This is a genomic window from Pseudalkalibacillus sp. A8, assembly GCF_045920555.1.
GTDB lineage: Bacteria > Bacillota > Bacilli > Bacillales > Fictibacillaceae > Pseudalkalibacillus.
The window spans coordinates 4,221,390-4,236,396 of record NZ_CP174509.1; the positions used below are offsets into that span (position 1 = coordinate 4,221,390).

17 protein-coding genes and 1 riboswitch are annotated in these 15,007 nt (G+C 41.2%); of the genes, 5 read left to right on the forward strand and 12 right to left on the reverse strand.

Going from position 1 to position 15,007, the window contains the following annotated elements; all coding sequences use genetic code 11:
* The first annotated feature begins 138 nt into the window (after nucleotides 1–138).
* Nucleotides 139–1,077 (forward strand): cysteine synthase A, encoded by a 939-nt coding sequence (gene cysK, locus ACJROX_RS21660; RefSeq protein WP_408007278.1) that lies wholly within the window; start codon nucleotides 139–141, stop codon nucleotides 1,075–1,077.
* A 271-nt stretch (nucleotides 1,078–1,348) separates the two neighbouring features.
* Here the strand turns inward: cysK and ACJROX_RS21665 are convergent, their stop codons facing one another.
* From ACJROX_RS21665 to ACJROX_RS21675, 3 genes are all read right to left on the reverse strand, one after another.
* Complete coding sequence (locus tag ACJROX_RS21665) at nucleotides 1,349–2,515, reverse strand: MFS transporter (protein WP_408007279.1); 1,167 nt, start codon at nucleotides 2,513–2,515, stop codon at nucleotides 1,349–1,351.
* 356 nt (nucleotides 2,516–2,871) lie between these two features.
* Nucleotides 2,872–4,275, reverse strand: a complete 1,404-nt coding sequence (gene pepV / locus ACJROX_RS21670; RefSeq protein ID WP_408007280.1) for a dipeptidase PepV — start codon at nucleotides 4,273–4,275, stop codon at nucleotides 2,872–2,874.
* A gap of 16 nt (nucleotides 4,276–4,291) precedes the next feature.
* Nucleotides 4,292–5,308 (reverse strand): potassium channel family protein, encoded by a 1,017-nt coding sequence (locus ACJROX_RS21675; protein ID WP_408007281.1) that lies wholly within the window; start codon nucleotides 5,306–5,308, stop codon nucleotides 4,292–4,294.
* Nucleotides 5,309–5,641: 333 nt separating this feature from the next.
* On the opposite strand from ACJROX_RS21675, the gene ACJROX_RS21680 reads away from it, so the two are divergent.
* Nucleotides 5,642–5,860, forward strand: coding sequence for a DeoR family transcriptional regulator (locus ACJROX_RS21680; protein WP_225064288.1), 219 nt, complete (start codon nucleotides 5,642–5,644; stop codon nucleotides 5,858–5,860).
* An 82-nt stretch (nucleotides 5,861–5,942) separates the two neighbouring features.
* On the opposite strand, the gene ACJROX_RS21685 is transcribed toward ACJROX_RS21680, so the two are convergent.
* Nucleotides 5,943–6,575 (reverse strand): PRC-barrel domain-containing protein, encoded by a 633-nt coding sequence (locus ACJROX_RS21685; RefSeq protein WP_408007282.1) that lies wholly within the window; start codon nucleotides 6,573–6,575, stop codon nucleotides 5,943–5,945.
* Between the two features lie 64 nt (nucleotides 6,576–6,639).
* Nucleotides 6,640–7,362 carry a pseudouridine synthase gene (locus tag ACJROX_RS21690; protein ID WP_408007283.1) on the reverse strand — a complete coding sequence of 241 codons (723 nt, stop codon included), beginning with the start codon at nucleotides 7,360–7,362 and terminating at the stop codon, nucleotides 6,640–6,642.
* 91 nt (nucleotides 7,363–7,453) lie between these two features.
* Here ACJROX_RS21690 and ACJROX_RS21695 point away from each other — a divergent pair, with 91 nt between their 5' ends.
* Complete coding sequence (locus ACJROX_RS21695; RefSeq protein WP_408007284.1) at nucleotides 7,454–7,897, forward strand: DUF6884 domain-containing protein; 444 nt, start codon at nucleotides 7,454–7,456, stop codon at nucleotides 7,895–7,897.
* Between the two features lie 47 nt (nucleotides 7,898–7,944).
* On the opposite strand, the gene ACJROX_RS21700 is transcribed toward ACJROX_RS21695, so the two are convergent.
* Nucleotides 7,945–9,585: a polysaccharide biosynthesis C-terminal domain-containing protein gene (locus ACJROX_RS21700; protein WP_408007285.1), complete on the reverse strand. Its 1,641-nt coding sequence runs from the start codon at nucleotides 9,583–9,585 to the stop codon at nucleotides 7,945–7,947.
* Nucleotides 9,586–9,665: 80 nt separating this feature from the next.
* On the reverse strand, nucleotides 9,666–10,046 hold the full coding sequence (locus tag ACJROX_RS21705; protein WP_408007286.1) for a hypothetical protein: 381 nt from the start codon (nucleotides 10,044–10,046) through the stop codon (nucleotides 9,666–9,668).
* 95 nt (nucleotides 10,047–10,141) lie between these two features.
* Here ACJROX_RS21705 and ACJROX_RS21710 point away from each other — a divergent pair, with 95 nt between their 5' ends.
* Nucleotides 10,142–11,398 carry an NAD(P)/FAD-dependent oxidoreductase gene (locus ACJROX_RS21710; protein ID WP_408007287.1) on the forward strand — a complete coding sequence of 419 codons (1,257 nt, stop codon included), beginning with the start codon at nucleotides 10,142–10,144 and terminating at the stop codon, nucleotides 11,396–11,398.
* An 18-nt stretch (nucleotides 11,399–11,416) separates the two neighbouring features.
* Entirely contained in the window at nucleotides 11,417–11,869 is a 453-nt protein-coding gene (locus ACJROX_RS21715; protein WP_408007289.1) for a GNAT family N-acetyltransferase, read from the forward strand.
* Nucleotides 11,870–11,871: 2 nt separating this feature from the next.
* On the opposite strand, the gene ACJROX_RS21720 is transcribed toward ACJROX_RS21715, so the two are convergent.
* From ACJROX_RS21720 to ACJROX_RS21740, 5 genes are all read right to left on the reverse strand, one after another.
* Nucleotides 11,872–12,324 (reverse strand): NUDIX hydrolase, encoded by a 453-nt coding sequence (locus ACJROX_RS21720; RefSeq protein WP_408007290.1) that lies wholly within the window; start codon nucleotides 12,322–12,324, stop codon nucleotides 11,872–11,874.
* A 73-nt stretch (nucleotides 12,325–12,397) separates the two neighbouring features.
* Nucleotides 12,398–12,589: a sporulation protein Cse60 gene (locus tag ACJROX_RS21725; protein ID WP_408007291.1), complete on the reverse strand. Its 192-nt coding sequence runs from the start codon at nucleotides 12,587–12,589 to the stop codon at nucleotides 12,398–12,400.
* Between the two features lie 85 nt (nucleotides 12,590–12,674).
* Nucleotides 12,675–13,010, reverse strand: a complete 336-nt coding sequence (locus ACJROX_RS21730; protein WP_408007292.1) for a rhodanese-like domain-containing protein — start codon at nucleotides 13,008–13,010, stop codon at nucleotides 12,675–12,677.
* 28 nt (nucleotides 13,011–13,038) lie between these two features.
* Entirely contained in the window at nucleotides 13,039–13,347 is a 309-nt protein-coding gene (locus tag ACJROX_RS21735; protein WP_408007293.1) for a rhodanese-like domain-containing protein, read from the reverse strand.
* 242 nt (nucleotides 13,348–13,589) lie between these two features.
* Nucleotides 13,590–14,063, reverse strand: coding sequence for an acyl-CoA thioesterase (locus ACJROX_RS21740; protein WP_408007294.1), 474 nt, complete (start codon nucleotides 14,061–14,063; stop codon nucleotides 13,590–13,592).
* A gap of 323 nt (nucleotides 14,064–14,386) precedes the next feature.
* A riboswitch (cobalamin riboswitch) is annotated at nucleotides 14,387–14,579 on the reverse strand.
* Between the last annotated feature and the right edge of the window lie 428 nt (nucleotides 14,580–15,007).

A 15,007-nucleotide genomic window follows, 5' to 3' on the forward strand; every position in this document is an offset into this window, starting at 1 on the left:
TTAAAGTTATCATAAGTCTAACAAAAACAGGGTATGACTGGAATATTAATGAATTCCCTTTAAATCATTAAATTAGAGTGGTTTACTTGGATTTGTTATAATAAGCTAGAATCTTGAAGTGCAAAGGACGTGTTTTTAATGCGTGTTGTTAATAGTATAGCTGATTTGATAGGAGATACACCATTCGTCAAATTGAATCGTCTGCCAGACCCGAACGGTGCAGATGTTTATGTAAAATTGGAAGCATTCAATCCAAGTGGCAGCATCAAAGACCGTGCAGCCTATAACATGCTTACTGAAGCAGAGAACAAGAACCTTTTAAAAGAAGGTTCGACAATCATCGAACCGACCTCTGGAAATACCGGGATCGGGCTTGCGATGAACGCAGCTGCAAAGGGTTATAAAGCGATCATTGTGATGCCGGATACGATGACCCAGGAGCGCATAAACCTTTTGAAAGCCTATGGAGCAAAAGTTGTTCTGACCCCAGGGGATGATAAAATGCCAGGCGCGATTGCAAAAGCGAAAGAACTTGCAGATGAGATCCCGAACAGTTACATGCCCATGCAATTCGAAAACCCTGCAAACCCAGATGCCCATCGTACGACCACAGCAATCGAAATCCTTGAGGCAGTCAAGCATATCGGTAAGAAATTCTCCACCTTCGTGGCACCAGCCGGTACAGGTGGAACGATAACAGGAACAGGTGAAAGTTTGAAAGAGCATGTACCAGGTCTCGAAATTAAAGTCGTCGAACCAGAAGGCTCTCCCGTACTGTCAGGCGGAAAGCCAGGTAAGCATAAACTAGTCGGCACAAGCCCAGGTTTCATTCCGCCGATATTGAACCAAAACGTTTATGATGAAATAATACGCATTAAAGATGAAGAGGCGATTGAGACAACCCGTAAACTAGCAAGCGAAGAAGGAATTCTTGTCGGACCTTCCTCAGGCGCTTCGGTATATGCTGCGCTTCAAGCAGCCAAGAATCTCAGCCCCGAAGAAGTGGTCATAGCCATCACTTGCGACTCGGGTGAACGTTACCTATCAAGCGACATTTTTGATTTTGGTATCGAATAAATAGGATCAATAAGCCAAACTAAAAGAGGCTGTTCACAATTATGGAACAGCCTCTTTTTCATTGTATTAAGAAAAAAATATGCTGATCAAAAGGACACAGATTCTCTAGACATTTTTAGCGGACATCAGAGACCATATATCCTTGAAAAACACCATTTACTCGGATTAAATGTCCGCTAACTAATAATATCACCCTTGTTTGTCACAAATAGCGGAACATATGTCCGAAAAGGTTTGATAGCTCAAAAACTCAGGCTATTTCTCCATCATATTAGGCTGCTACTTTATGGGGCAACAGCTTCAGATTGACGACAAGAAGCAATAGACCGATCGTGGTCATTGTACCGAAGAAAAGATACATCGCAAATAAAGAAAATGCATCATAAATAATTCCACCGAGAAACGTACTGAACCAGCTGCCGAGTCCATTTCCCATCGAGCTGTATAAAGCCACTGCTGTCGCTTTCACATCACTTGGAGCAATTTCCCGGACGTATTGAAGTGCAGCAGGAATGAACAATCCAATTGAAAAGCCCTGGGCGATGGTTGTTGCATACACTGCCATAAGACTAGGCTCAATAAAATAATAAAACCATCTTAGTGCTGAAATAAGTGCTGCAGCAATCAGGATCTTCTCAATCCCTACCTTGCGGATCCAATTACCAGAGAACTTCATGAACGGAGCTTCACTTCCTGCAGCAAGCAAAAATGCAATCCCGACACCTGCTAGTGTTCCGCCGATCTCTTGAATATACAGTCCGAAATAAAAGTTGTTTGATTGAATTGGACCAAAAACACAGAACGTGGTCAACATAAATAAGACGAACTTCGGTAATTTGAATAGTGTTACGAATCCTGTCCTCAAATCAACCTTTAAAGGATTGCTCTCTTTCGGCATCGCTGATACAAAAATGATACAAATAAATAAGGCTGCTGCAAAACAGTAAAAAATCAAACTAAGTCCTAAGGTTTCTGCAAGGTTACCCATAACATAGACAGCAACGGCAAAACCAAGAGCCCCCCATAGACGTAAGTTTCCATACTCTTTATTTTTGGCCATCACATAGTTCAGAGTGATACTGTCGGAAACAGGTACGATCGCACTCTGGAATGTGGCAAGCATAATGGATATCGCAATAAGACTGATATAGCTTTCCATCAACACGAATGGTAGAGCGATCAAACCGCTCATTGCCAATGTGAAGATGAGGACCGCCCTCGGTTTTCTAGTATAATCGCAAATGATACCCCATATCGGCTGCGCTATGATCATGACAACTGGACTGACCGACATGATTGCTCCGATTTGGGTGCCAGTCAACTGAACCTCTTGCTTCAAGTAAACACTTAACAGAGGAAAAAGGGTACCATAACCGAAAAACATGAAAAAATAAAATAAGCTGAAATTCACAGAGGTCTTTTCAAAACTATGTTGCATTTTAGCTCTCCTGACTAATCCTTCATTATGTATCAACCTCTGTTGATTGTATCGCAACTTCTTAAAAATTCAATCAGGATGTTTAAAAAAGTTTATTAAAATGTGTCATCTTTCTACTCCATTTAAAATTTTGGTAAAATCTTCGAACTGTCTGTCTTCGAGTTTCCAGCTTTCATATTTGAGATCTTTTAGCCTTTCACCGTATATTTTTAGACATAATGAAAAAGCAGGGTGGTTCCGTCTCTTTTCATGGCTTCGTAAATTTAAAAACTCACCAAACAAGAAGTTTTTTCACTTTTCCAGTCAAAAAAGACAAGCACAACAATAAGTTGGCTTGCCTCTATCGAATAATATGTTTACTTGGCCAATTCGTAGATTGCCTGGGCATAGATGGCGGTTGCTTTCAGCAGATTCTCGATATTAGCGTATTCATTCTTTTGGTGGGCAATTTCCTCGTCACCTGGAAATTGTGCACCGAATGCGACTCCTGCATCTAAAGAGCGTGCGTAAGTACCTCCCCCTATTGAAATCAAGTACCCTTCTTCGCCTGTATGTTGCTCGTACACACTCATCAACTTCCTGATCAATTCATGGTCCTTCGGCACGTGATGAGGGGTGAGATGCTCGATTTCATGCAATTCATAACCGAATTTATCCCCAACTTCTTTTAAAATCGAATTCATACGTTCAAAATAATGGGAAACTGGATAGCGCAGATTCAATCCGAACCTGCCTCCCTCTTTCGAAGTATAGCTCATGATTCCTGCATTCAATGTCAATGGGCCAGTGATATCATCAGAGTCCCTGACACCTAATTTTGCACCTTCTGTATCATTGGTCAGATAGTCATTGGCTAAGCGTATGAATTTTTGTGCTTCTTCATCAAAAGAGTATCTGGATAAAAAGGATGCTAAGTACAAGCCAGCATTCTTCCCCTTTTCAGGTTTACTTCCATGGTACGATAATCCTTCTAAAAGCAGCTTATATTGTCCATTTTCCTCTTGGACGGTACCATTCAATTGTTTGTCTACTATAAACGAATTGAAATCTACTTCTAAGGAATCAAGGCTGTTTCCTTCTAGAACGGCATGAGCATAATCTGGAACCATGTTCAATCGTCTGCCAGATTCAAAGGAAACAAGCTGGACATCGCCACTTTCAGATGAGCCTTGTTCTTTTTGTTTCCATTCACAGTCGTACAATCCTTTTTCTGCATTGATGATCGGAAAACTGGCATCAGGCGCAAATCCCATTGTCGGCATTTCTTCGTGTTTGAAATAATGCTTCACACAGCGCCAATTGCTTTCTTCATCTGTTCCAATGATCATCCGTACCCTTCTGTTCAATTCGATCCCTAAATCTTTGATGATTTTCATCGCATAGTAGGCTGCCATGGTAGGGCCTTTATCATCAATCGCTCCTCTTGCAAATATTTTTCCATCTCTTAATTCTGCAGCAAAAGGATCCGAGCTCCATCCGTCTCCCGCAGGAACAACATCAATATGACAAAGGATACCGATTAGCTCCTCACCTTTTCCAAATTCCAGATGGCCGGCATAACCGTCAAGATTTTTACTCGAAAACCCATCGGATTCCCCTTTTTCCAATAGATGGATCAATGTACGATGAATGCCTTCCCCGAATGGGGCACCTTCTTTTGCCGTTCCAGGATCAAGTATACTTTCAAAACGCAGCAAAGCTTGCAAATCTTTTATGAAATCGTCTTTCCGCTGTTCAACTTCATTTTTCCAATCTATCATGCGTCATCTCCTCCACTCATTCTAAAGTCTGGATTCTCTCGTACGTTTTTTTGTCGCAGATGACGAACAACCTTGCATGTCTTGGAATGATTTCATCCATTCGGCGATTGATATCCATCTTATCTCCGTCAGCGATCAAGGTTGCTCCTACATCTATCAAATCCTCAAAAGCTTGTTTATATGTCTGCCAATGCGGCTTTTTGTCGATTTCATAAAGATTATCTCCAATGCCTCGGCTCATCAGCTGGCTGTAAATTTTTGAAATACCATTAGTGAGCGCTGTACGTACAGCGAGCCGAGAAATCGTCTCATTCGATAAGATAAACTCGTCCACTTTAACATGTCGGAAATTCTGAATATGGCTTTCGTTTAAAATCTCTACTGTGCTATGAATTTCTGGTGAAAGCCTTTCGATCGTTGTCACAATCAAAAGTGTTTTTCCATCTGTAAGCAGAGGATCCTTGATGGTATCGTCTGCAAAAAGTAATAGTGACTTTGCACCTGGCAGATTTGCCTGTAGAAGTACCTCTTCCTGGGTTGCATCTCCCTGTATGTAATGAACTTTTTCATGCAAATAAGGTGTCTTAGGTAATTGATCAATAATGACAACCTCATTGATTGATTCTGATTGTAAAATCTCCTCTATAGCAAAACGTGCTTTTTGCGACCAGCCAATGATTACAATATGGCCTTCATCTTTATAGCCCAACAATCCTTCCTCCTTCCGGCGCCTGATCATTCCAAAACCATCTACCACTTTTCCGATGACAACGCCAATCAATCCGATTCCGATTATGTAAAGAAATATCGCATAAATCCTACCACCGATTGAACTTGGGTAGAAATCACCATATCCTACAGTCGTTACGGTGGTCATCACCCACCAGAATGCATCAAATGGATTGGAAAACGTTTCAGGCTCGATTACCCCCATTATCATCGTACTCCCCAGGATCAAGACCAGGCTTGATAAAAATATGAACCAAGTATTCAACTTGATTACCTGCACCCAAAATCGTTTTATTAAATACACAAGCTTCCTCCTTCCCTTTTGACAATAATATACAAATTTTACATATACACTTTGAATTATTCACAGAATTATTATACAATATTTCTAACTAGGAGGTGGGGTAGACGTTTATCCGATATCCACTCGAAAATAAGAAGTACAGTGGAATTAGACGGAAGTCTGAAATGGAAGGACAGTAAGTCACATCTCTTATTCTTCAGTTTCCCTAGTAAGCGGTATTGTCATGTGTATTTATGGTTAATTTTTCGAATATTTCAATAAAACCTTAATATTCATTTAATAATTAGCCGATACACTGTATTTGTTAGTGTAAAAAAGGTAAGGAGTGGTTGTTTGAGTCCTTCGACTGAACGTATGTTGAACCGTGTAAAAGCAATCTATATGTTTATTCACGAAAGTGGTACGGTCACAACACAACAGCTTGTCGACGAATTTGGTACGACCCAAAGAACGATTCAGCGAGATTTAAACGTGCTAACGTATAATAACCTTGTGTCAAGCCCTACAAGAGGAAAATGGAAAACAACATCTAAAAAAGTGAAATTAGCATAATTGCAAAAGAAACGGGTCTTCAACCGATGATGGCCCGTTTTCCATTTATAAAAAACAAAGGGGCTGTCCCAAAACAATAGTGTCAGCCCCTGATTTCATTCACACTATCTACAAGATGATCCTTAAAGTGGTTTGGCACAATGATTTCTTCTGGTCCCCAGTCCATCGTTTCTTCGAGACACAGGAACCTGTTTTCCTCAGATACAAGCTTCGCCCAAAATCCATCTGCAAGCGCTAACCCTACGACTCTGCGGTTATCCCAATCAATCACGACGTCGATTACTTTTCCTAATGTCTCATCGCTATCTGTTTTAACTTTTTTTCCGATGATCGCTGAAGTGGCGATCGAATCGACAGGATCATGCAGCTGTTGGTCAACACCGCTTATTTTTACATAACGCTCCGTCAGCTCTGTGACATCGTTGATAGAGACATAACGTGTTTTTTTATCATAACTTTTGGAAATAGTATCTTCAGCCGTGACCGGAGGGGTATTCATAGCAGTCTGACCCCCTGAACTATTGACGACATTATCCAATGATGTCTCGACTCGGTTCTGGTCATCATACTTTTCAGGGTTCTTTTCGACAAAAAGCAGGTAATCTAAATCGTACGTTTTCTTATTGAGAAGCAGGTCGTCCACTTTTGTTTTTGACTCTTCATTATCAGCGGTTATGATTTTCTGATTCAGGATATCTTTACCAAATATAAGCATTTTAGATTCTCCTTTTTTACAAGTATGTTTAGATTAATACCCTTCTGTAGCGGGTATAAAACTCTCAGGGGCTTGGAGAATCTTTTTCTAGCTGTTCAATCTCCTGTGAGGTCAATGATCGGAATTGACCAGGGGAAAGGGATGGGTCTAATTTCAATGATCCCATTTGAAGCCTTTTTAAATAAAGGACTTTTTTACCGACAGCTTCGAACATCCGTTTCACCTGATGGAATTTTCCTTCTGTGATGGCTAATTCAATTTCAGATTGGACACCGCTTTTGAGTATGGTCAGCTCTGCAGGCTTTGTAACGTATCCATCGTCGAGCTTCACACCTTTTTCCAACATCATACGCTCTTTTTCCGTGACCTTTCCATCGATTTTGGCATAATACGTTTTCGGCACATGTTTTTTCGGAGCAAGCAGCCGATGGGATAGCTGGCCATCGTTAGTCAAAATCAACAATCCTTCTGTATCTTTGTCCAGCCTCCCAACAGGAAATGGTTTATGGGAAGCATATTCCTCACCCAATAGGTCAACGACCGTCATATGTATATTATCCTCAGTAGCAGAAATGACACCAGCCGGTTTATTCATCATGACATACACATTTTTCACATAATCGACGACTTCACCATTCACAGTAACAGTATCCAATTCAGGTTCAACGTGAGACTTTCCATCTTTCAGGATTTCACCGTTTACTTCAACAAGACCATTCTTCAGGAGTTTCTTGACCTCTTTTCGACTTCCATAGTTCATATTTGCTAATAATTTATCAATTCTCACGTAAAAACCTCCCAACAATTGTAAATATGTAGCTTATTTTTTTCATTTGAGTGTATAATAAGGTAAAAATAGTCCAAAAGGAGGGGTACCTTTGAAACAATCAATCGGATTGCTCGCTACAGGGAGAAAAAAATTGGACCATCCTGCACCTGTTCTTGAATTTTATACAAGCCCATTGTTCCAAAAATCTGTGCAATATGCAAAAGAACATTACGATCGTTTTTACTTTTATAATGCGAAGGACGGGCTTCTTTTACCTGATCAAAAGTTAGAACCTTATGACCTATCCATTAAGACATTTTCAATTATGGAGAAAAAAGTTTGGGCTCGAAATGTGATCGAAACGTTCATGCAGTATGAATCACCGGAGGATGTGGTCGTCTATCTTCATGGTGGAAAAGTATATCGTGACCATCTGGAACCGCAGCTCGAGCAGAAAGGGTATGAATACAAGATTCCAATGAAAGGACTTGGAATCGGCCAACAGCTTGCATGGTTTGATGAACAGCTAAGCAGCTCGGATTCTAAGAAATGAATTTCCGATATTTTTAAGACAAAAGAAGAAGGCCTTGGAAAAAGGCCTTAATTTGAACGTGCTTTCTTACGTTTGAACAATCGGTCGATCCGATCCCCGAATATGTGTTGTAGGAGCCCTGAGAAGTGGCTCATATACAAATAAACTCCTGCTCCTGCTAGAACACTTATCGTCAATACCGATAGTGAAGTGAATGTACTATTGTAATTTGTACCTACGATCGCTTCGACTCCCCATTTGACAAGTATGACTGCAATGACCATCAGTCCGATGAACATTCCAATCAAAATAGAACGTTTATAAACTGGTCTGAATCGATATCTTGCATATCGCTTGATAATCAACACATTGATCACAATCGATAAAAGATAGCCTAAGTTTGTTCCGATGATGGCACCAACAATACCGATGTTCGCAACCAATAAATAGTTCAAACTTACCTTCACAAAAATACCCATCATCAGACTATAGACTGCAAAACGCTGTCTATTGATTCCTTGGAGGATGGCGGCCGTCACCGTGAATAGCGCAAACACGATTGCCGTTGGCGCATACCATGAAAGGACCATACCACCGATCTCAATGTTGTTTGAAAACAATAACGAGTAAGCTGGTAATCCGAGTAAAGCCAGCCCAATACCCGCTGGAACAGTCAAGAACAAGACAATTTCAAATATTTTCGTGATTTGACTTTGCAGTACAGGAAAGTCTTTTTTTGTATACAGTGTCGTTATCAATGGAATGACCGTCAAGGCAAGTCCAGTCGCTAAGGAGACCGGAATCATGATTAATTTCTGAGAATAGGTCTGCAATACAGCATAAAACGATTCCGCTTTCGCCTGATCATATCCGAATCCGCTTTGCAGAGCCTTATTAATCGTCACCATATCGATCACTTGGTAGAGTGGTATTGCCAATCCAACTGCAACGAATGGAATCGCATACTGGATCAATTCCTTATACATTTTCGGTAACGAAATTTTGTGGTCCACACTATTTTTCAACAATTTATTCAAATTGGGCTTCCGTCTTTTCCAGTACCATAAAAGCACTATTAATGACGCCATCGCCCCGATGAATGCAGCGAACGTAGCAAAACCTACTGCTGTACTCACTTCTCCTTTGAATACGATCATGACTAAAAACGCACTGATCAGGATGAACCCGATCCTCACGACTTGCTCGACAACCTGCGAAAGTCCCGTAGGCCCCATTGACTGGAATCCCTGGAAATATCCTCTGATCAAGCTCATGATCGGAACAATGATAAGAGCTGTAGAAACTAATCGAATCACCATCGTTACATCTTCTAATGAGTTTCCGTTACTTCCTCCTCTACTTACCATCAAGGTCGCAATCCATTCAGCTAAGGAAAACAGGATCAGAAATGCAAAAAAACCGCTGATTGACATGACGACGAGCCCAGACTTTAGCAGTCGCCTTCCGGTAACATAATCCCCTAATGCATTGTATTTGGATACGAATTTCGAAACAGCTAATGGCAACCCTAATGTCGAGATGCTCAAGAAAACGGTATAGGGCGTGTAAGCATAACTATAAAGCGCCCCACCGGAAGCTTCATCCGTTTCGACTAACCATTCGAACGGGATGACGAAAATCAATCCCAAAAATTTAGAAAAGAAAGTAGCCGCTGTAAGAATCAACGTGCCACGTATCAACTTTGACATAAAACGTTCCAACTCCCAATGCCATGTCATATAATCCTATGTATTTTACCATAGTATGATAGCTTTCGCTAAAGCTTTTCTTAAGGTAACGGTCTTGGAGTGAACTCCACGTTTGGAAGCCATAATAAATATGTATCGTCGTCAATCTCATCCAACTTGGTTGATGCCACTGCAATATGGAACAACTCTTGTGCTTCTTCCTTTTGAAGGAGTCTTCCGGCATGTTCATGTTTGAATAGGATGGCTCGCTCTTCACCACTATCCAGTTTAAAACAGAAGATATGACCATCCATCTCCTCATCGTATAACCAAACATAAGAGTAGCCTTTGTTTTCTATTTGAACGAGTTGATCAAATCGTGGAATGGATATCAATAATACATTTGTTTCCTTATAGGAAGTCCATCCGCCATCATCAGGTATGTATGCTTCTGTAACAGATGGTTTGAATTGATTCTCCAATGCTATAGGCCTCCTTGCTTAATCTGTCATAGATTTTGAACACGTATTATAATCATGGTATCTTACAGTGTAGGTAAAGAAAAGTAGGTGTACATATGAAATATGACGTCATTATCATCGGCGGTGGCCCGTCAGGTTTGATGGCAGCTGTTGCGAGTGCTTCTAACGGTGCCTCAGTCTTACTAGTTGATAAAGGGAATAAATTGGGCAGAAAGCTTGCCATTTCCGGCGGTGGCCGCTGTAACGTTACGAACCGTCTACCAATTGAAGAAATCATCAAGCATGTTCCTGGAAACGGAAAATTCCTCTACAGCGCCTTCAATATTTTCAATAATGAAGATATCATCGCCTTTTTTGAAGGCCTGGGCATCCGTTTGAAAGAGGAAGACCACGGCCGGATGTTTCCTATGAACGATAAAGCCCAGTCTGTCGTTGCTGCGATGCTAAAAAAAATCAATGAGCTCGGAGTCGACATCCGTACCAATACCGAAGTCCAGAAAGTGATTTATGAAAACCAGCACGCTAAAGGAATTCAATTGAAAAACGGCGAAAAAATGTTTTCAAGGGCTGTAATTATTGCAGTTGGGGGGAAGTCAGTTCCTCATACCGGTTCGACGGGGGATGGCTATGCCTGGGCGAAAGATGCCGGACATACGATTACAGAACTTTATCCGACAGAAGTTCCCCTCACCTCTGACGAAACGTTCATAAAAGAAAAAACGCTTCAGGGGTTGTCCTTGCGCGATGTCGCCTTGAGTGTCTTAAAACCGAATGGAAAGCCGATCATCACCCATCGGATGGACATGATTTTCACACATCTCGGGATTTCCGGTCCGGCAGTACTCCGCTGTAGTCAATTTGTCGTCAAAGCTCTGAAGAAAAGCAAAGACGGCTATGTGACAATGAAAATTGACCTTATGCCGGATAAGAATGTAGAAGAAATTTATCAAGAATTAATGGCATTATTGAAGGATGAACCGAAAAAAGCCATCAAAAATGCATTGAAAGGATGGATTCCAGAGCGCTATCTTCACTTTTTACTTGAGCAGGCAGATATCCGCTTGGATACGGTTTATAACCAGCTACCACACGCTTCGTTACGGGATGTTGCAAAACTTGTTAAAGGCTTTACTTTTAAAGTAAATGGAACTCTTCCGATTGAAAAAGCCTTTGTAACTGGCGGCGGAGTTTCAACAAAGGAAGTTGAACCGAATACAATGCGTTCTAAATTTGTTGAAAATTTATATTTCTGTGGTGAAATACTGGATATTCACGGATACACCGGAGGTTACAACATTACTTGTGCGTTTGTGACTGGTCATCTAGCTGGAACGAATGCAGCAAAAGATTAACCGAGGGGAGACGATTAAATGGGCTACAAGTATAAAGACGAGTACATTCTTACCATGGATCGCGATGAGTTGGATATTCCGTACATCCACCGGTACTTAAGCGAAGACTCTTATTGGGCGCAAGGGATTGATTTTGACACAGTTGAAAAATCAATACGAAACTCCCTTTGTGTCGGACTGTTTTACGAACAAAACCAAGTCGGTTTTGCCAGAGTGATTACAGACTACGCCACATTCGGTTATTTGGCGGACGTTTTTGTAGATGAACACCACAGAGGTAAAGGACTTTCTAAATGGATGATGACAGAAGTCATGGCTCATCCCGATCTACTGAAGTTAAGAAGGATCATGCTGGCCACGGAAGATGCACATGGTTTGTATAAGAAATTCGGTTTCGAAGTTTACGATAACAATGACAAGAAATTGATGGGGATCCGACGGAAAGCTGAAGAAATGTACAACAGGGGCTGACTTTAACGAGTCAGTCCCATTTCTTTGACTTGTTCCAAACGGCCATTTCGGTAAATACATAGAAAGTCACAAGGCTCATCATTTTTAAGCATTTCCGGAAGGAAGTATCGGATATTGCTGACGACTCCTAGATTGTCTTTTTCCAGTACCCAAGATAATCCTTTCCAATCCAGAATCCCTTCATCCATTTTAACAGGGGTCGGATACCTGTTTTGTTCTGTCAGATGTACGAAGAAAACATGCATCCCGCCGATCTCCTTGTCGTCAACTTCCCATCGGACAATTCCTCCGTACCGTGGAGATGTGATACAATAACCGGTCTCCTCCTGAACCTCCCGGATCACACTTTGCTCAGGGGTTTCATCAGGCTCGAGCTTCCCCCCGACGCCATTCCATAGGCCTTTGTTCGGTGCTTTATCCCGGTTAAGCATCAGTACTTCCTGGCCTTTTATCATAAAACAAATGCAATATCGAATCATATCCTCACACCTAAACCCTTTTCCTACTAGTCTATCATTTTTTCTTTTATCATACCCGATAAAGGACCATCGCTGAAAAACTATAGAGAGATTCGAAGTCTTCTGTATCTTCATCAATTGCCATAGAGACTTGATATTTGATTTCGATGAATTTGGATTCATGCAGTCGTGAAAGGAAATCATTGACCTCCTCTTCAAGATCTTCTTCGTGTTGAGCCTCAAAGAGTTTGATTTGCAACAAAAAAACACCCCCTGAATCGTACGTTTATCACGTAAAATTCACCTGGGGGTGCTGGAAATCCTTTGACGAAAGACTTCTACTTTTGTCAGGTAACCGTTACATAATATATAAATTTGTCCGTTTTCCGTTTTAAAATCCGTGCTGCCATTGCCGCTCCGTATTTTGATTCTGCGATCACAACAATATCCCGGTCGCAAATTTCTTCTTCCTTCGTCGTTCTAGACAAATAGGATAAAGGAATATTCTTCGTCATGACCGGAAATGGATCACGATAAGATGATTGATAATCACGGACATCAATCATGCAATACAAATTTTGGTCTACAGCCTCTTGTTGAAATGCCTTCAATTTCAAATAAGGAAGTAGATAGGAGAAGAAGATGTAAACAGCTACCACAAACAGGATGATTCCCCAAATCATCTCTCCGTTTCCCCTTTCTTTCTGGTTATTATTTTGTTTCGCCTTCCCATTCAAGCATTCCGCCGACCATATTTTTCACTTTAAAGCCTTGCTCTTGTAAAAAATAACCGGCATTTTCACTACGTCTTCCTGAGCGGCAAACCATGATGTGTTCCTCGTCTTTTTCGATCTCATTCAATCGATCCGGAATTTCCATCAAACGAATATGCTTCGCTTCTGGAATTTTCCCAGCTTCTACCTCTTCATTTTCACGAACATCTATGATGGAAATTTTCTCGCCTTCTTTTAAAAGCTTTTCAACCTCCGCTGGTGTGATTGTTTTAAGTTCATTCTCCATACTCAACACCCTTTCGATATCTATAATCAAGTCATGTCATTTTTATTGTTTCGCCACTTATTTTACGAAGTTCACTAACAAAAGTAAAGGGATTGATTCAGTAGAGGGAGTTTTTTTTCGGGGGAGTAATGGTTTAATGACGAAGTTAAGTGATTGAACGACGAAGTGGGGTAATTTAACGATCAATCTACTTTTTCCACCAAATGAAAGGACCAGCCACTAATGCAGCAGGTCCTTGGAATTCAACGGATCATCGAGCGACTTTTACGATTTTCCTTTCGTGCAGGTGCTGTGTCGTATAACCTCTGTTCTTCTGGGGTTTCAGGGATGACCTTCGGAACAGGGACAGGTTTCCCTGAAGAATCTACAGCGACCATCGTAAGAAAAGATTCGGTCGTCAATGTTTTTTCATCAGTCAATAGATTGGAAGAGAACACTTTAACGTAAACTTCCATCGATGTCCTGCCGGTATATGTGACAAAAGCTTCGAGCCCCAGTGCATCACCAACTTTAGCAGATGACAAGAAATCTACTGAATCGATCGATGCTGTGACAACTACACTTTTCGAATGCTTCATCGCTGACAGTGCAGCGATTTCATCAATATACGATAAAACGATACCACCGAAGATCGTCTGTAAATGGTTCGTGTCTGGTGGTAAAACCAGCTTGGTTTGAATAATTCTTGAACGCCCTATTGGATATGCTTGTTCCATCTCTTCCCCTCCGATTTTTTTAAAAATAGGCTCTGTTAAATCTTGTTATTGACTTTTAATAGAATTTTCTTTAAGCGAACTTCACGACACTCCTGCGGGAAAAGTGAGCCTGGCGAGACCCCGCAGCTTACAACTAAAAGGATCTTCGAGTAACAACCACCACGTCTCCCGGAAATTAACAAGAAAGAATAACAGAGCCAAAAAATAAAAAACACCCTCATAAAGAAGATGCCAGGCTAAGATCGAAGAGGTTCATAACGAGATATGTCATGATAGATTCCAATCGTTTTTGCACGTAACACCCTCCTATCTCCCGTAGGAATTTCTGTGTCCTTCCTTATGGCAGGTCTCCTGGCTCGGCTTCATCAGTCCCAAAACCCCTTCCCATTTCTTAATGAAACAGTGGCATGTTCAAGAACCTCAACCTCACAGTGGCGGGACCGCGCCGGACTCTCACCGGCTTCCCTTTCAAGGACTGATCAGAAACATCAGTCCACCATAAAGCAACATATGAAATTATACTCCATCATTATAGCACATCAATTATAAAGAAAAGCGCAAGCGCCCTGGTTAGCCACGAAGGCCACTGGAAGTCCGACGAGGAGTCTCAAACCAAACAAAGACTTGGTTTTGCATTGGTTACTACTTAAGCAGTAATTCAATGTGTCGACCGCTGCAGGAGGTCTGAAGCGATCCAAATGGTTTGGCGATGGAGCTAGACATTATTTCACTGCACCAAAATTTTTATCTTTCTTATCATTTGGCGCTGTTAAAGGTTAATGTTGATTTCTTTTATATATTGCTTTCAGCGAAATTCGCGACACTCTTTCGGGAAAAGCGAGCCAGGCGAGACCCCGCAGCGGACAACAATTAAGGATCATCGAGTATAATAATGAACTTCGCGAGTATAATAATGAAATTCGACTAAATACCCCCACGTCCTG

Bases quoted from the DNA above. Each gene is read 5' to 3' on its own strand.
- cysK (WP_408007278.1), top strand. From the start codon at position 139: ATGCGTGTTGTTAATAGTATAGCTGATTTGATAGGAGATACACCATTC.
- ACJROX_RS21665 (WP_408007279.1), bottom strand. From the start codon at position 2,515: ATGCAACATAGTTTTGAAAAGACCTCTGTGAATTTCAGCTTATTTTAT.
- pepV (WP_408007280.1), bottom strand. From the start codon at position 4,275: ATGATAGATTGGAAAAATGAAGTTGAACAGCGGAAAGACGATTTCATA.
- ACJROX_RS21685 (WP_408007282.1), bottom strand. From the start codon at position 6,575: ATGCTTATATTTGGTAAAGATATCCTGAATCAGAAAATCATAACCGCT.
- ACJROX_RS21700 (WP_408007285.1), bottom strand. From the start codon at position 9,585: ATGTCAAAGTTGATACGTGGCACGTTGATTCTTACAGCGGCTACTTTC.
- ACJROX_RS21710 (WP_408007287.1), top strand. From the start codon at position 10,142: ATGAAATATGACGTCATTATCATCGGCGGTGGCCCGTCAGGTTTGATG.
- ACJROX_RS21715 (WP_408007289.1), top strand. From the start codon at position 11,417: ATGGGCTACAAGTATAAAGACGAGTACATTCTTACCATGGATCGCGAT.
- ACJROX_RS21720 (WP_408007290.1), bottom strand. From the start codon at position 12,324: ATGATAAAAGGCCAGGAAGTACTGATGCTTAACCGGGATAAAGCACCG.
- ACJROX_RS21730 (WP_408007292.1), bottom strand. From the start codon at position 13,010: ATGATTTGGGGAATCATCCTGTTTGTGGTAGCTGTTTACATCTTCTTC.
- ACJROX_RS21735 (WP_408007293.1), bottom strand. From the start codon at position 13,347: ATGGAGAATGAACTTAAAACAATCACACCAGCGGAGGTTGAAAAGCTT.
- ACJROX_RS21740 (WP_408007294.1), bottom strand. From the start codon at position 14,063: ATGGAACAAGCATATCCAATAGGGCGTTCAAGAATTATTCAAACCAAG.